The 15,018-nt window shown below is 74.6% G+C and carries 15 protein-coding genes; 8 read left to right on the top strand and 7 right to left on the bottom strand.

What is annotated here, in order from left to right; all coding sequences use genetic code 11:
- Positions 1–134: 134 nt before the first annotated feature.
- Positions 135–485 (bottom strand): PRC-barrel domain-containing protein, encoded by a 351-nt coding sequence (locus ABZ873_RS20305; RefSeq protein ID WP_360873689.1) that lies wholly within the window; start codon positions 483–485, stop codon positions 135–137.
- A gap of 250 nt (positions 486–735) precedes the next feature.
- Between ABZ873_RS20305 and ABZ873_RS20310 the strand changes: the two genes are divergently transcribed.
- Genes ABZ873_RS20310 through ABZ873_RS20330 form a run of 5 tightly spaced genes read left to right on the top strand, consistent with a single transcriptional unit; the run spans position 736 to position 5,048 of the window.
- A complete protein-coding gene (locus tag ABZ873_RS20310; RefSeq protein WP_360873692.1) occupies positions 736–1,590 on the top strand; it encodes an STAS domain-containing protein in 855 nt (284 codons plus the stop codon).
- Positions 1,587–2,024, top strand: a complete 438-nt coding sequence (locus ABZ873_RS20315) for an STAS domain-containing protein (RefSeq protein WP_360873695.1) — start codon at positions 1,587–1,589, stop codon at positions 2,022–2,024. The genes ABZ873_RS20310 and ABZ873_RS20315 overlap by 4 nt, the downstream gene beginning before the upstream one ends.
- Positions 2,021–2,434 carry an anti-sigma regulatory factor gene (locus tag ABZ873_RS20320; protein ID WP_360873698.1) on the top strand — a complete coding sequence of 138 codons (414 nt, stop codon included), beginning with the start codon at positions 2,021–2,023 and terminating at the stop codon, positions 2,432–2,434. The genes ABZ873_RS20315 and ABZ873_RS20320 overlap by 4 nt, the downstream gene beginning before the upstream one ends.
- A gap of 5 nt (positions 2,435–2,439) precedes the next feature.
- Entirely contained in the window at positions 2,440–3,693 is a 1,254-nt protein-coding gene (locus tag ABZ873_RS20325; protein WP_360873701.1) for an ATP-binding SpoIIE family protein phosphatase, read from the top strand.
- A gap of 2 nt (positions 3,694–3,695) precedes the next feature.
- Positions 3,696–5,048 carry a SpoIIE family protein phosphatase gene (locus ABZ873_RS20330; protein WP_360873704.1) on the top strand — a complete coding sequence of 451 codons (1,353 nt, stop codon included), beginning with the start codon at positions 3,696–3,698 and terminating at the stop codon, positions 5,046–5,048.
- Between the two features lie 25 nt (positions 5,049–5,073).
- Here the strand turns inward: ABZ873_RS20330 and ABZ873_RS20335 are convergent, their stop codons facing one another.
- Both ABZ873_RS20335 and ABZ873_RS20340 read right to left on the bottom strand, forming a co-directional pair.
- A complete protein-coding gene (locus ABZ873_RS20335) occupies positions 5,074–5,646 on the bottom strand; it encodes a type 1 glutamine amidotransferase domain-containing protein (protein WP_360873707.1) in 573 nt (190 codons plus the stop codon).
- 52 nt (positions 5,647–5,698) lie between these two features.
- On the bottom strand, positions 5,699–6,511 hold the full coding sequence (locus ABZ873_RS20340; RefSeq protein ID WP_360873710.1) for a type 1 glutamine amidotransferase domain-containing protein: 813 nt from the start codon (positions 6,509–6,511) through the stop codon (positions 5,699–5,701).
- A 193-nt stretch (positions 6,512–6,704) separates the two neighbouring features.
- Here ABZ873_RS20340 and ABZ873_RS20345 point away from each other — a divergent pair, with 193 nt between their 5' ends.
- Positions 6,705–7,715 (top strand): AraC family transcriptional regulator ligand-binding domain-containing protein, encoded by a 1,011-nt coding sequence (locus tag ABZ873_RS20345; RefSeq protein WP_360873713.1) that lies wholly within the window; start codon positions 6,705–6,707, stop codon positions 7,713–7,715.
- A gap of 601 nt (positions 7,716–8,316) precedes the next feature.
- The gene (locus ABZ873_RS20350; protein ID WP_360873716.1) at positions 8,317–9,888 is read left to right on the top strand and encodes a S8 family peptidase; all 1,572 of its coding nucleotides are present in this window, start codon (positions 8,317–8,319) and stop codon (positions 9,886–9,888) included.
- A 79-nt stretch (positions 9,889–9,967) separates the two neighbouring features.
- Here the strand turns inward: ABZ873_RS20350 and ABZ873_RS20355 are convergent, their stop codons facing one another.
- A complete protein-coding gene (locus ABZ873_RS20355; protein ID WP_360873719.1) occupies positions 9,968–10,231 on the bottom strand; it encodes a hypothetical protein in 264 nt (87 codons plus the stop codon).
- A 126-nt stretch (positions 10,232–10,357) separates the two neighbouring features.
- Here ABZ873_RS20355 and ABZ873_RS20360 point away from each other — a divergent pair, with 126 nt between their 5' ends.
- Positions 10,358–11,407, top strand: coding sequence for a DUF2804 domain-containing protein (locus ABZ873_RS20360; RefSeq protein ID WP_360873721.1), 1,050 nt, complete (start codon positions 10,358–10,360; stop codon positions 11,405–11,407).
- Between the two features lie 16 nt (positions 11,408–11,423).
- Here the strand turns inward: ABZ873_RS20360 and ABZ873_RS20365 are convergent, their stop codons facing one another.
- From ABZ873_RS20365 to ABZ873_RS20375, 3 genes are all read right to left on the bottom strand, one after another.
- Positions 11,424–13,346 (bottom strand): hypothetical protein, encoded by a 1,923-nt coding sequence (locus ABZ873_RS20365; protein ID WP_360873724.1) that lies wholly within the window; start codon positions 13,344–13,346, stop codon positions 11,424–11,426.
- Positions 13,347–13,445: 99 nt separating this feature from the next.
- Positions 13,446–13,886: an STAS domain-containing protein gene (locus ABZ873_RS20370; RefSeq protein ID WP_360873727.1), complete on the bottom strand. Its 441-nt coding sequence runs from the start codon at positions 13,884–13,886 to the stop codon at positions 13,446–13,448.
- Positions 13,883–14,899, bottom strand: coding sequence for a cobalamin-dependent protein (locus tag ABZ873_RS20375; protein ID WP_360873874.1), 1,017 nt, complete (start codon positions 14,897–14,899; stop codon positions 13,883–13,885). The genes ABZ873_RS20370 and ABZ873_RS20375 overlap by 4 nt, the downstream gene beginning before the upstream one ends.
- Between the last annotated feature and the right edge of the window lie 119 nt (positions 14,900–15,018).

The following is a 15,018-nucleotide window of genomic DNA, read 5'->3' on the forward strand; positions in this document are numbered from 1 at the left end:
CATGGTCTTCGGCCGAGAGCGGGCCGCCCCGAGCGGGGGGGCGCGGGGGGGGGGGGGGGGGGGGGGGGGGGGGGGGGGGGGGCGGCCCCCCCCCCCCCCCCCCCCCGGCCGGGGTGACGCGGGGTGTACGGGCGTCAGATGCGGTCCGGGCCGTAGTACCCGCCGACCTGGCGGTGGTAGTCCTCGTTGCCCAGGTGCGTGTCCCGGTCGAACTCCGGCGCGTTCTTGATCTGCTCCTTCGTCCGGTCCACGTGGATCTTCCGGTCGTCGGCGTCGATCCGGGTGACCGTTCCGGCGGGCAGGAGGACTTCCTTGCCGAAGATCCACGGGCCGGTGTCGACCACGAGGTAGGCGGAGCCGACCTCGTCGGAGTGCTTGTCGACCTTGCCGATGGAGCCGTCCGTCGCCTCGACCTTGTAGCCCGTCAGGTCCGTGCCGGCCAGGCGGCCGGACGTCTCGTGGTAGCCCCACACGTTCTCAGTCATACGAAGACTCCTCACTTGCTGTGTCGACGGCCGCTCCCGCCCCGAAGGGACCGGGTGGCGCGGCCTCGTTGAGGACCGGCTGCCCCGGCAGAACCGCTTCACACGTGGAATCGGTCACCTTCTGTCCACGGCTCGCGGGCCGGTCCGGCGGCGGGCTCCCGCCCGGTGATTCCGGGTGGAGGGAGGCGTCTTCGGATCGGGCGGGCATGCCTTAAGGTCTGCGGGGAACTCATACAAAAGGATGTGCGTTGTGGCTGATAAGAACGTTTCTGAACGGCTGATCGGCCTCTTGAGCGTCCGAGGTGAGGACCTGGGTGCGGAGTGGGCCGACAAGGTCACCGACTCCCTGGGCGGCCGGGTGAGCCGCAACGAGGTCCACCGTGAGCTCCAGGAGTTGTACGCGGCGCTGGTGGCCGCGCTTGGGGAGGGCAGCCTGGACGCGCGCGGGGAGGCGTTCGGTGAAGTCCGGGCGCTGCTCACGGAGTTGTCGCGCAACCGGGCCCGTCAGGGGTTCACCCCCACCGAGACGGCGGTGAGCGTGTTCACCCTCAAGGAGGTCCTGGAGCCGGCGCTGACCGGCGAGGACAGCGATGTGCGCGCCTACCTGAACTTCACCGCCCTGCTCGACGCGTTGGGCCTGTTCACCATCGAGGTGTACACCCGGACCCGCGAGGAGCTGATCTCCGCGCAGGCCGAGCAGTTGATGGAGCTGTCCACGCCGGTGGTCAAGTTGTGGGACGGGATCATCGGGGTTCCCCTGGTCGGCACGCTGGACTCGGCGCGGACCATGGTGGTGATGGAGAAGATGCTCCAGGCTCTCATCGACACCGGTTCCGAGCAGGCCATCATCGACATCACCGGTGTGCCGGCGGTGGACACGGAGGTCGCGCAGCACCTCCTCAAGACGGTCGTGGCCGCGCGTCTGATGGGTGCGGAGTGCACGATTTCCGGGATCCGGCCGCAGATCGCGCAGACCATCGTGGCCCTGGGGATCGACTTCGGCGACATCGTCACCAAGGCCACGCTGGCGGACGCGCTGCGGCACGCGCTGCGCCGCTCCGGCACCACGCTCTCGCGTACCGCCCCGCAGGCCGGTGGCCGGTGAGCGAGCGGGTTCCGGTCCTTCGGATCGGTCAGGTCCTGCTGGTGTCGATCCAGACGGATCTGGACGACCAGGCTGTGATGCTGCTTCAGGACGATCTGGCGGCCGCGGTGGTGGATTCGGGTGCCCACGGGGTGGTCATCGACATCACCGCGGTGGAGATCGTGGATTCGTTCGTGGGGCGGATGCTCGCCACCATCGCGTCGATTTCGCGTCTGCTGGACGCGCAGACCGTCGTGGTCGGCATGCGGCCCGCCGTCGCCATCACCCTTGTGGAGCTCGGTCTTTCGCTGGGCGGGGTACGGACGGCGCTGACCCTGGACAAGGGGCTGCAGGTCCTGGAGCGGCTCCGCGGCCGGCAGGAGGGCGACGCGTTCTTCCCGCTCGCCGGGTCCGGTGACCAGGGTGCCGGGCCGGATGCCGCGGCCGGCCTGTGAGCGGGCCGGCCGGGGGCCCGACCGTACTCGTGATCAACGCCAACGCCGGGGTGGTCCAGGCACGTCAGCTGGTGCGTGCGCTGGCCCAGCAGTGCCGGCTTTCGCTGGTGGAGCAGACCAAGCTGATCACCGCCGCCAGTGAGCTGGCACGCAACACCCTCATCTACGGGGGCGGCGGCACCATGACCGCCGCGCTGGTGGAGGAGCGCGGCCGGCGCGGTGTGCGCCTGGTCTTCGCCGATCAAGGGCCCGGTATCCCGGATGTGGAGCTGGCTCTGACCGACGGGTGGACCTCGGGCAGCGGGATGGGACTGGGCCTGTCCGGGTCCCGGCGGCTCGTCGACGACTTCGTCCTGGACACCGCTCCGGGGCAGGGCACCACGGTCGCCATCACCAAGTGGGCCCGGTGATCCCCGTGGGCGGGTCACCGCTGCTGGACTGCGAGGACTCGGCCTGGTTCCGCGACCAGTACGAGGCCGCCCGTGGTGCGGCGGCCGCGCTGGGGCGGCGTATCGGCCTGGGAGAGCACCGCACCGCGCAGCTGGTCCTGGCCGTGACCGAGCTGACCACCAATCTGGCCAAGCACACCGCCGACGGCTCGCTGTTGCTGCGGGTGCTGCGCAACCGGAGCGTGGCCGGTGTCGAGGTGATCGTCATCGACGCCGGGCCCGGCATGCCCGATGTGCCGGCCGCTCTGCGGGACGGCGTGTCGACGGTGGGGACGCTGGGGCTGGGGCTGGGAGCCGTACGGCGGCTCGCGGACCGGTTCGACGTGCACTCGGTGCCGGGCACCGGAACCGTACAACTGGCCCGGTTCTGGCCGCACCCGCTGCCGCCGTCGGTGGCGGGCGAGCCGCTGGTCGGAGGGATCACCCGGCCCATCGGCGGCCAGGAGATCTGCGGTGACGCCTGGGCCGCGCGCGGGGACCACGGCGCCGCCGAGGCGTCGCGTACGGTGCGGGCCGGCGGGGAGAGCACGTCGCGTACGGTGTTCGACTGGTCGGCGATGACCGCGGACCGGCCCGGCGGCGCGTCGTCGCGGACGCAGCTGGCGCGGCCGGACCCCGGCCGGGCAGCGGACCGTGGGCCGGCGCCGGCCGAGCGCGCGGCGGCGGCGCCGGCGGCCGTCGGTCTTTCAGGGCCCCTGCGGGACGCGGACGTCGAGCCGGGCCGCGGCGTTCTGGTGATGTCCTGCGACGGGCTCGGCCACGGCCCGATGGCGGCCGCCGCCTCCCAGGCGGCCGTCCACGCCTTCCGTACCGGTACGGGACACACTCCCGCCCAGGTCATGGAGGAGGTACACCGGGCGCTGCGCGGCACCCGCGGCGCCGCGGTCGCGGTGGCTCGGCTGGAGCCCGGCGGGCGGCTGCTGTTCTGCGGTATCGGGAACATCACCGCGTCGGTCGTCACCGCCGACAAGCGCTCCAGCCTCGTCTCCCACCCCGGCATCGTCGGCCATCAGATGCGCCAGCTGCGTACCTACGAGCACCGGCTGCCCGAGGGCGGGGTGCTGGCGATGCACTCCGACGGGCTCAGCGACCGCTGGAAGCCGGGCGATCTGGCCTCGTTCCTGCACCATCCCCCGGCCCTGATCGCCGCGGGTCTGCTGCGCCAGGCCGGGACCCGTCGTGACGACGCCAGTGTGGTGATCACCAAGGGGGTCCGGTAGCCGTGGGCTTCCCCCGTACCCGTGACCAGGCACCCGCCCTGGTCGCCGTGGTCGCCACCGAGCAGGACGTCTTCGCCCTGCGCCGGCGCGCGAAGACCGTGGCCCGGGCCGCCGGGCTGGAGGACCGCGACCAGGTCCGCCTGGCCACGGCCCTGAGCGAACTGGGGCGCGACCTCCTGCGGCCGGCCCCGATGACGGTCACCTTCGACGTGCTGTACGAACCGGCGGCGCTCAAGGCGTCCTTGAGATGGGCCGACGAGCGGATCCCCGGCGGCGAGTCCCTGGCCGCCGTCACCCGCCTCCTGCCGCAGACCGCCTACCTGCCCGCCCCCGGCGCCTCCGCCGGGGGCGGGGCCGGGTGGCGCGGCGGCCGGATCGACATCACCTGCCCGCTGCCCCCGCTCTCCCCCACCGAGCTGACGGCAGCGCAGGCGAAGGTCCGCAAGCTCGTCGAGGCATCCGTACCGGCGACCGCGATCGATGACCTGCGGGCCCAGTCCCGCGACCTGATGGCGGCCCTGGAGGAGGCGCACGCCCAGCGCGACGAGCTGGAACGCCTCAACGAGGAACTGACCGAGACCAACGCCGGCGTCATGGCCCTGTACGCGGAACTCACCGTGGAGCACAAGGACGTCGTCGAACGGTTCAGCCAGGAGCACGAACTGGCGCTGATGCTCCAGCGCACCTTCCTGCCCGCCTCCCTGCCCCGGTCCCCCGGTGTCGAACTCGCCGTGCGCTACCTGCCGGCCGTCACCACCGCCGAGATCGGCGGCGACTTCTACGAGGCGGTCGACACCCCGGACGGGCTGCTGCTCGCCGTGGGCGATGTCGCCGGACACTCCCTCCAGGCGGCCGTCGTCATGGGCCAGCTGCGGCATGCGCTGCGCGCGTACGCCGCCCAGGGGCACCCGCCGCATGTGCTGCTCAAGCACCTCGACCACCTCCTCCGCCTGCACCAGCCGGGCTGGACCACCAGCCTGTGCATCGCGCTGATCGAGCCGGGCAACAGACGCCTGCACCTCGCCAACGCCGGCCATCTGCCGCCCCTGCTCCTGCCTCCCGGCGGGCCGCCGCGCTTCCTGCGGGAGCACGGGCCGATCCTGGGCATCGGTCTGCCGCACCCGCCCGCCAGCACCCACGAGATCGAACCCGGCAGCCGCCTGCTGATGATCACCGACGGGCTGGTCGAGACCCGCGCCGACGACCTCTACGAGCGCCTCGACCTCCTCGCCGCCACCGCCGAGGCGGGCCCCCACGAGCCCGAGGCGCTGTGCGCGCTGCTCGTCGACACGTTCGCGGCGGAACCCGACGACGACATCATCGTCTTCACCGCCCGCCTCAGCCCGGCGCCGTGAACGGCGGGCCGGTGCCGGCCGGGAATCAGGTCTCGTGGCGGCCTTCGGCGAATTCCTCGACGATCTTGGCGCAGAAGGCGGGGAGGTCGTCCGGGCTGCGGCTGGTGACTAGGCCGTTGTCGGTGACCGTCTCCTCGTCCACGACCGTGGCTCCGGCGTTACGCAGGTCGGTGCGGATGCTGGGATAGGAGGTGAGGGTGCGGCCGCGGACCACGTCGGCCTCGATCAGGGTCCAGGGCGCGTGGCAGATCGCACCGACCGGTTTGCCGGAGGTCACGAAAGCCCGGACGAACGCGACGGCGTCCTCGTCCTGGCGCAACGTGTCGGGGTTGACCGCGCCTCCCGGCAGGATCAGGGCGTGGAAGTCCTCCGCCGAGACCGAGCCGATCAGGGCGTCCACCGGGAAGGTGTCCGCGAGCTCGATGTCGGAGTTCATCGCCTGGATCCTGCCGTCCTGGCTGCCGCCCTCCACCGACACCAGCACCGTCTCGGCCCCGGCCGCCCGCACCGCGTCCCGCGGCTGGACCAGCTCCACCTGCTCCACACCGCTCGCGGCCAGGATCGCGATCTTCTTCCCCGCCAGGGTTCCGCTGCTCATACCGACCTCCTCAGGCGTACCGGCCGGACCCGTGCGGAAACCGGCCGGGATGTCACCGCGCGCCTACCCCTCCCCCGGCACCGGAATCAGGTCGGGCCGTGCCGTGGGCCGTGCCCGCCATGTGGGTGCGGACCAGGTCCAGGTAGGCGGCTGCCAGGCGGTGGCAGTCGCCCGGCCAGCGGGCCGAGACGTAGTGGGCGTCGCGGACGACGAAGCCGCGGCCCGGGCGGGCGGCGGTGTCGCGCCGGGGCAGTATCGGGCCGGAGCGGAAGTGGCGCCGGTCGGCGAGGGCGGCGGTGACCTCCTGCTGGACCGTGGTGCGGTAGGTGCGGTAGTAGCGGCCCAGCCAGAGGCGGGTGAGGTTCCAGCCGGTCAGTTCCAGCAGGGAGGTCAGCGCGGTCGTGCGGCGGCCGTGCAGGACGGAGCGGCCGGTGGCCGGGTCCGTGGCCCGCGCGGCGAGCAGTACGCCGTGGCAGACGGCTCCCACCGGCAGCCCCTGGGTGAACACCCGCGCGAAGAGCTGCTGGGCGGTGGTGTCCTCCAGGAGCGTGCGCATGCCGGTGGCGTGGCCGCCGGGGACGAAGAGGCCGGTGAGGCGGGCGTGGTCGACGGCCCGGTACGACATGGGCGCGAGGAAATCGGGGTCCTGGGTGAGGCGGCGGTAGGCGGCGAGTTCGGCGCGCCGGGTCATCAGCCAGGGCGACAGCCAGGAGAAACCGAGGTCCGTGAGGCGGGGGTCGGCGAGCGCGACCTTGCCTTCGGGAGTGGCGAACCGCACCTCGTATCCGGCGTCCTTGAGCGCGGCCCACGGCACGGCCGCCTCGGTGGGGTCGTAGTCGCCCGCGGGAAGCAGGAACAGGATCACGGCGTACTCCTCTGCGCGGTGGGGTCCGGGCCGGCCCGGGTCCTTCGGTGTCCGCGGGTCGACCCTAGGAGCGGACAGGGCCGGAGTCATTCACTCCGGCGGCCATGATCTTGACTTCCCCGACGCCGCCCGGCGGGCAGCCTGCCCGGGACCGGTATTGACGGGGCGGGGGCGCCCGCATTGACTGGCCGCCGTGTCCCCCGCCGAGCCGCCCTCCGTCACCGCCCGCTACGCCCTCGGCGTCCTGCATGCCACCGGCGGGCCCGGGGCCTGGGAACCGCCCGGGGAGCGGCTGGAGTTCGGGCAGATGCGGGCGGTGTGGGACGCCGTGCTCGGCGCCGGGGACGCCGGTCCGCACACCGGGCTGCTCGTGGGCGACCGCCTCCGGCCCGAGGACCTGCACATCCTGGGCCATCTCGTCCTCACCAGCGCGTGCCTCGCGGACGCCGCGCGGGCGGCCGAGCGCTACCACCCCCTGGTGAGCCAGATGGGGACGGTGGCCCTGCACCGGGACGGCGGCGCGAGCGGCACCGGCAGCACCGGCGGCACCGGCCGGCTCCTCTACCGGCCTACGGCCGCCGCGGCGGCCATGCGTCCGCAGCAGGTGGAGGCCGTCGTCAGCTGCATGGTGCGGGCGGGCCGCTGGATCGCGGGCGAGGACTGGGCGCCGCTCGCCGTCTCCTTCGCCCACCCGCTCAAGGGCCCGGCCGAGCCCTACACCCGCGTCCTCGGCTGCCCCGTCACCTTCGGCGCCCCGGAGAACGCCGTCACCGTGGCCGCCGCGGACCTCGACCGCCGCCGCCCACTGCACGATCCCGCGCTGCACGCCCTGCACCGCTCCTACGCCGACCGGCTCCTGGAGCAGCTGCGCGCCTCCCCGACCGTGTCCAGCCGCGTCCGGCACTGGCTCGACCGCGCCGAGCTCGGCGAGACCGGCCCCGAGGGCCCGGCGCGGGAGCTCAACCTCAGCGTGCGGACCCTGCGCCGGGCACTGCACGCCGAGGGCACCTCCTGGCGCGCCCTCCTCGACGCGGCCCGGCACACCCGGGCCCGGCGGCTGCTGGAGACCACGGCGCTGCCGCTGGACCGGATCGCCCCGCTCGTCGGCCTGAGCGGTGCGACGGCGTTGGTCCGGGCCTTCACCCGGTGGGAGGGCGTCCCGCCGGGCGCCTACCGCAGCCGCCGCACGACCTCGCGCACATAAATTTCACAACTCGGCTCCGGAACACGGCGAAAGACCCCGCACACCCTCCGCGCCCGCATTCGAGCGCCGCTCCGGATCCCTCCACCGAGCAGTGCGTACGGGTCTCAGCGCGCCCCGGTCCGGCAGCACCGGGCCCCTCACCGCCAGGCACTCCATGGCCGGAACCGTTCCCCGCGCGGTACGGGCGGAGCGCGTCGCTCCGCCGGAAGGTCCCAGGCAGCGGCCGCGCCGGGCCGCAGCACCACCGGAACGCCGCTCGTAGCCGCCCCCGGCGTGAAACCGAGCCCCCGCGGGCCCCCGCGCGCCGGGCCGCTCCGGCATGCCTGGGCCCCGTACCGCACTCCCCGCCCGCTCCCCCGCACCCGTCGGCCGTGCCCGCGTCATGTGCGCCCCGGCTTTGCTGATTCATGACCGGAGCATGGCGAGGATGTTACGCGGCCGTGGGCCTCTTGTGGGCGAGCGGAGGGTGGGTCAACCTTTCGAAGGCGAGGGCGAGTTGACGGGTTGTCATGCGCATGCCGCTCCCTGCATGCGCAGCACACCCCTTCAGCACGCCCCCGCTCATCCCCGCCGTGCACCACCCCTGAGGAGGACCCCCCACATGTCCGTGATGCGTCACACCCGCCGGAGGCTCGCCGGCATCAGCGCGACCGCCGTCGCGGCCCTCGCGCTCGGCGCGGCCGCCGCGCTGCCCGCCTCGGCCGCCGACAGCGGCGCGCAGGGCGTCATCGAGAACGCCGGCGCCGCCGGGACCGTCTCCGGCAGCTACATCGTGACCTTGAAGGACTCCGCCGCCCGCTCCACCGCCGACAGCGGCAAGTCCGTGGCCAAGCGGTACGGAGCCCAGATCGACCGGACCTACAGCGCGGCCCTGAACGGCTACTCCGTCAAGGTCTCCGAGGCGCAGGCCAGGAGGCTCGCCGCCGACCCGGCCGTGGCCTCCGTCGTACAGGACCGTGTCTTCACCGTGGACGCGACCCAGCCGAACCCGCCGTCCTGGGGCCTGGACCGGATCGACCAGCGGGCGCTGCCGCTGAACCAGAGCTACACCTACCCCGACAAGGCGGGCGAGGGCGTCACCGCGTACATCATCGACACCGGTGTCCGCATCACCCACCAGGACTTCGGGGGCCGCGCCTCCTACGGCTTCGACGCCATCGACAACGACAACACCGCCCAGGACGGCCACGGCCACGGCACGCACGTCGCCGGCACCGTCGCGGGCGGCGCCTACGGCGTGGCGAAGAAGGCCAAGATCGTCGGCGTTCGCGTCCTCGACAACAACGGCTCCGGCACCACGGCCCAGGTCGTGGCGGGCATCGACTGGGTGACCCGGAACGCCGTGAAGCCGGCCGTCGCCAACATGTCGCTCGGCGGCGGCGCGGACTCCGCCCTCGACACGGCCGTCCGCAACTCCATAGCCTCCGGCATCACCTACGGCGTCGCGGCGGGCAACGAGTCCACCAACGCCTCCACCAAGTCCCCGGCGCGCGTGGCCGAGGCCATCACCGTCGGCGCCACCACGAACACCGACGCCCGCGCCAGCTACTCCAACTACGGCACGGTCCTGGACCTCTTCGCGCCGGGCTCCTCCATCACCTCCTCGTGGGCCACCGGCGACACCGCCACCAACACCATCTCCGGTACCTCGATGGCCACCCCGCACGTGGTCGGCGCGGCGGCGCTGTACCTGGCGCAGAACCCGTCGAGCACCCCGGCCCAGGTCCGCGACGGCCTGGTGGGCGCCGCGACCCCGAACGTGGTGACCAACCCCGGTACGGGCTCCCCGAACCTGCTGCTCAACGTCGGTGACGGCGGCACCGTCCCGCCGGGCAAGCGCTTCGAGAACACCGCCGACTACGCGATCGCCGACAACGCGACCGTGGACTCCCCCGTCACCGTCAGCGGGGTCGCGGGCAACGCCCCGGCGTCCCTGACCGTCGCGGTCGACATCAAGCACACCTACATCGGTGACCTCAAGGTGGACCTGGTCGCCCCCGACGGCTCCCTGTACAACCTGCACAACCGCTCCGGCGGCAGCGCGGACAACATCATCAAGAGCTTCACCGTGAACGCCTCCTCCGAGGTCGCCAACGGCGTGTGGAAGCTCCGGGTGAACGACAACGCCAACGCCGACACCGGCAAGATCGACTCCTGGGCGCTGCAGTTCTGAGCGCACGGACCGGCGTATGACCACTGAGCCGCGATGAACAGGCGGGGGCGACCACGGGGCGGTCGCCCCCGCCGCACGTTCACGTCAGCGGACAGGCATGGAACCGGTGGGAGCGCACGTTCCCGAAGGCGGCGGGCAGCTCCGCGATGCCCTGGCCGGGCCGGACGACCCGGCTCTGCCCCTGATACCCGGTGTCGCTGTACACGGTGACGCACCGGCCCCACAGCCGCCCGTCCCGCTGCCAGGTGCCGGCGGCGTTCCAGACCGACACCCCGCCGTTGAAGCCGACGTAGGCGGTCGTCTCCGGGTACCAGCGCATGTCCCGCGCGGCGAAGCTGGCCACCCCGGTGTACGCGGGCCCGGTCCACCCGCACAACCAGCCCGCCGGGATCGCACCGGCGGCCGAGGCGGCCGGGGGCCGGCCGTCCCCGCTCTCGACCGGCGCGCCGCCCCCGCATAGGGTCCGCGCATGGTCACGTATGAGCGTGAGATCACCGGGCCGGTCGGACTGTGTCTGCCCGACGGCAGGCTGGATCCGGCAGCCGTCGGCTGGTCGCGGCAGCCCCTGCACCGCTCCGCGATCCCGGGCTGGGGCCGTACCAAGCGCTGGGAGTACTGGTGCGTCACGACGCCGACGCACCTGGTGGCCCTGACCGTCAGCGATCTGGACTACCTCGCACTGAACTCCGTGTACGTCCTGCGCTACGGGCCGGGCGGACCGCGCGAGTTCGAGCGCACCGCGCTCCTGCCCGGCGGCCGGGGCGTGCGCCTGCCGGACATGGTCGCCGGCTCCGGGGGCACCGGTTCCGTCGTGGTGGGGCCCGAACGCCCCGTGCGCGGGCAGGTCCGTGTCGAGATCGGCGCCGAGCCCGGCGGGACCCGGCTGCGGGCCCGCTGCCTGGGTCCGGGCCGGGTGCCGGTGGAGGTGGACCTGTACGCGGCCCTGCCGGACGGGCACGAGACGCTGTCCGTGGTGGTGCCGTGGAGCGACCGGCGCTTCCAGTACACCTCCAAGCACACGGCGCGCCCCGCCACGGGCACGGTCACCGTCGGGAACGAGGTCCTGCCGTTCGGGGACGGCGCCTGGGCCGTCCTGGACCACGGCCGGGGCCGCTGGCCGCGCCGGGTGCGCTGGAACTGGGGCGCCGCCTCCGGGCGTACGGACGGGCACACGCTCGGGATCCAGCTCGGCGGCCGGTGGACCCGCGGCACCGGCGCGACCGAGAACGCGCTGTGCGTGGACGGCAGGCTCACCAAGATCGGCCGCGAGCTGGTCTGGGACTTCGCCCCCGAGGACCCGGGGGCGCCGTGGACCGTCCACGACGGCCCGGACGGGCAGGTGGACCTGCGGTTCACCCCGTTCCACGTCCGGCGCGTCCGCACGGACGTGGGGCTGATCGGCAACCGCACCGACCAGTGCTTCGGGCACTACACCGGCACCGTCCGCGCCGACGGGGGCCGGCGGATCGCGGTCGACGGCCTGCTGGGCTGGGCGGAGGACGTCCGCATGCGGTGGTAGGGGCCGGGCTCCCCGGTCAGTCGCGGCCCCCTCCCGCCCCGTCCAGCGCGGTGACGGACCCGCCGCCCGCGAGGCTCCCCGTCAGGGACACCGCGCCCTCCGGGCCGGTCCACGGGGCCGCGAGGGTCCGCTCGGCGGCGTGGGCCCGGACCGCGCCGGTCGCGGTCACCCCGGTGACGTGGCGGCTCCCGGCGGCCAGCAGGTACCAGCGGCCGGCGGGCGAGCGCCAGCGGAAGCCCGCCAGGAGGTGCTGCCCGAACCGGCTGCAGGCGGCGGTGGACCGGGCCCGCGCCACCTCCTGCGGGGGTCCGCCCTCGGGGCGGAGCCGGACCGTGACATCGCCGGGCCCGGCCCAGCCGGAGGCCCGCGTACAGGACCAGACGGCGCGGCCGGCGCCGTCGGGCAGCGGGGCGGCGGCGAAGTCCCAGACGTTGACGGCCCGGTACGCGCCCCCGCGCAGCTCGCCGAGGCCGCAGGCCAGGGGTGCCCAGGCGGCGCGGGCCTCGGGGCCGGTGGCCTCGCGCGGCTGGCGGGCCTGGACGGCGCCGGGGCCGTCCGGCAGCGGGGTGTAGGTGAGGTGCACCGGGGACAGCGCTCCGAGGTCGCTGAGGACGAAGGAGTGCTTCTCCACGATGCGGGCGGAGGAGGTCAGTTCGAGGACGGGCCAGGAGGCGCACGCTCCGCCGGCCGCGGGCACGGCAGCCGGGGCGGTGACCCCGTCGGCGGCCACGGTCAGGGCCCGCGCGGTGTCGCCCGGCGCCCTCAGGTCGCGGGTGCCGGCGGTGGCGATCCAGGGGGCGAGGAGGTAGCGCGCGGAGGTCCCGTCGGCGCTGCGGGTCAGGGTGAGGGCGGCGGCCGTGGTGACCCCGGCCTCATCGGTACGGGTGAGGTCGAGGGTGCGGCCGCCGGAGCCGGAGGCGCGTTCGCCGTAGCGGGCGACGCGGTCCCCGTCGCGCAGGAGGACCACCGCGCGCCCGTCCAGCTCGCCCGCGTACAGCAGTTGGGGCGGTCCCGCGGGTGCTTCGGCGGTGGTGCCGGGCGTGGCGGTGACCTTGGCCGTGCCCGGCGCGGCCCAGGTGGCGAGGGCGCGGCGGAGGAGGTCGCGGTCGCCGGAACGGCCGCCCCGGGCGGGCCAGGCGGTGAAGTCGACGCGGGCGGTGTCCGCCCATGCCTCGGCGGACACGCGCTGGAGCCGGGCGGGATCCAGCGCGCGGGAGGCCGCCGGTCCGGCGGCGGGCCGTACCTCCGGGCCGGTGGGCCCGCCGCGGACGGTGAGGACGGTGGCGGTGACGGCGAGGGCGGCGAGACCGGCCCAGCAGGCGCGGGTCCGGCGGCGCCTGCGGAGCAGGTCGGTGGGGCGGGCGCTGACCACACTGGCGTCGAACTCCGGCCGGCGCAGGGCCCGGAGCAGCCCCTCCGCGACGGGCAGCGCGAGGGCCTCCCGTACGGCGGCGGCCGAATCCTCGGCCCCGGCCTCGGCGAGGAGCCGCGCGGTCTCCGCCTCGGCCAGGCCGTCCAGGTGGTGCAGGACGAACGCCGCCCGGACCGGCGCGGGGGCGTCGCCCAGCGCCTGGGCCGCCTCGTCGATACCGCCCGCCGGGGGCCAGAGTCTGAGCCCCCAGACGAAGGGCGGTACGGGCGGCCGCGCGCCCCGCGCCCAGGCGGTGCGGGCGGGCCCGGAGCGGGCGAGGGCGGCGCGCAGGACGCGGACGCGGACCAGCGCGAGGGGCCGGTCCGGATCGTCCGTGCCGCCCGGCGCGGTGCCGGAGTGGGGCAGCGCCCGCTGGACGGCCTTGTGGGCGCGCAGCACGCGTGTGTGCCGGCCCAGCGAGTCCGGGAGCGTCAGGTAGGCGAGCCGGACCAGTCGCGGGTACTGCTCGACAAGTACCGCCTCGGCGTGCTCGACGGAGGCCGAGCCGATTCTCTGAGAGGTGCTCACGCCTGTGTCGAACGAGTGAATCCTGAGATGGTCACACACCCCGCCCGCGTTCCCGCCCGTACCCTGCGGTGATGCGGGCAGGTTCACCCGTTCGTGGGCTCAGGGGCGCGGCTCCTGGCCGTTGGAGGGGGTGGCGGGGACCTTGTCCTCCGTGGGGCCGCCGCGCGTCGCGCCGCGACCGGTGCGGCGCAGCGCCTGGCCGCCCGTGCCCGGGGCCGTGAGGTAGCCCAGGGTGCCGGTGAGCTCCAGGAGGCGGTTCAGCTGTACCGTCCGGCCGTCCAGGTGGAGCCCCGCGCCCGCCTTGTCGATGCGGCGCCTGACCATCAGCAGGGCCGACAGGCCGCTGGAGTCGACGGCCGACAGCCCGGTGCAGTCCAGCCACACGTCCCGGACCCCGGGGTGGGCGGCGAGCACCTGCTCCACGGCTTCGACGAGGTGGTCGGCGTGGCGGTGGTCGAGGTCGCCGCTCAGCTCGACGCGCACGGCCTCGGACGAGGAGGAGTACGTCAGGCCGAGCGGGGCGGAGGGCAGACTCGTCATTCAGCGGTCCCGGCAGCGGTGAGAGGGGTACGGGTCAGGCAGGCGGCTCCGGCACGCAGGGTGGCGGTGGCCCGGGGGAAGTCCTGGAGTTCCCGCTCCAGGAGCCGGACGGTGGGCACCAGGGAGGCGGCCGGGACGCCCCGGGCGTCCAGGACCCCGGCGGTCCACAGCAGGAAGCCGGAGAACAGCTCCTCGTCGGCGGTGTAGAGGGCGGCGGCGAGGAATTCGACGATGTGGGAAAGGTCCTCGGCGGTGCGCTCGCGCTGCACTTCCGTGTAGCCGCGCATCGCCGGGAACGCGCCCTCCAGTTCCTTGAACACGCTCCGCACCAGCCGTGGGCGGCTGCGCGCGACCAGGGTGTACTCCTGGTCGCTGAGGTGGGGCAGGTCGTCGATGGCCTGGTGGCCCGGCCGGGGCCGCGGCAGCGGGCCGGCGGCCAGCTTGTCGGCGGCGGTCCGGGCGTCGGGGGCCCAGGCGTCCGCGCCCAGCAGGCGGGCGTAGCGGCCGCCGGGACCGAAGGCAGCCCCGCCGACGATCACCGGGGTGCCGACGGCCTGGCAGGCGGTGATGGTGGCGTGGGCGGCGGGCAGCCGGGTGGCGAGGGAACCGGAGAGCGCCACGGCGTCCGGGCCGGTGCGGTGCAGGTGGGCCACGAGGTGCGGGGCGGGCACCTGGGCCCCGAGGTAGTCGACGCGCCAGCCGCGCAGCCGCAGCACCTCGGCCAGGAGGCGGGCGGGCAGGGCGTGCCATTCGCCGTCGACGCAGGCCACCGTGACCCGGCCGCGGGTCGGCGCCGTGCGGGCCGAGGGGTGCAGGGCGACGGCGGCGATGGCCCGGTCGTTGATGGCGGTCGCGGCGTGCTCCTGGGCAACGCTGATACGGTTCGCCGCCCATTCCTGGCCGACCCGGCCCTGTACGGAGGCGATGACGTCGAGCAGCAGGTCCTCGGCCGCGGCGCCCTCCTCCAGCGCGCGCAGCACCATACCGACCGTGGCGGCCTCGTCGAAGGCCATCACCGACTCCCACACCCGCGCGCGCAGCTCCGCAGCGGCCGGGAAGGCGGCCCTGACGGTGACGGTGGCGGACGGCGGGGCGGGCGCCACCGCGGCCGCCGGTGCCGGTGCCGGTGGGG

The sequence above is a fragment of the Streptomyces sp. NPDC047014 genome, assembly GCF_040644195.1.
GTDB lineage: Bacteria > Actinomycetota > Actinomycetes > Streptomycetales > Streptomycetaceae > Streptomyces.

Coding starts and splice junctions, on each gene's coding strand:
- ABZ873_RS20370 (WP_360873727.1), bottom strand. CDS start 13,886: ATGACGAGTCTGCCCTCCGCCCCGCTCGGCCTGACGTACTCCTCCTCG.
- ABZ873_RS20360 (WP_360873721.1), top strand. CDS start 10,358: ATGGTCACGTATGAGCGTGAGATCACCGGGCCGGTCGGACTGTGTCTG.
- ABZ873_RS20305 (WP_360873689.1), bottom strand. CDS start 485: ATGACTGAGAACGTGTGGGGCTACCACGAGACGTCCGGCCGCCTGGCC.
- ABZ873_RS20335 (WP_360873707.1), bottom strand. CDS start 5,646: ATGAGCAGCGGAACCCTGGCGGGGAAGAAGATCGCGATCCTGGCCGCG.
- ABZ873_RS20375 (WP_360873874.1), bottom strand. CDS start 14,899: ATGGCCTTCGACGAGGCCGCCACGGTCGGTATGGTGCTGCGCGCGCTG.
- ABZ873_RS20350 (WP_360873716.1), top strand. CDS start 8,317: ATGTCCGTGATGCGTCACACCCGCCGGAGGCTCGCCGGCATCAGCGCG.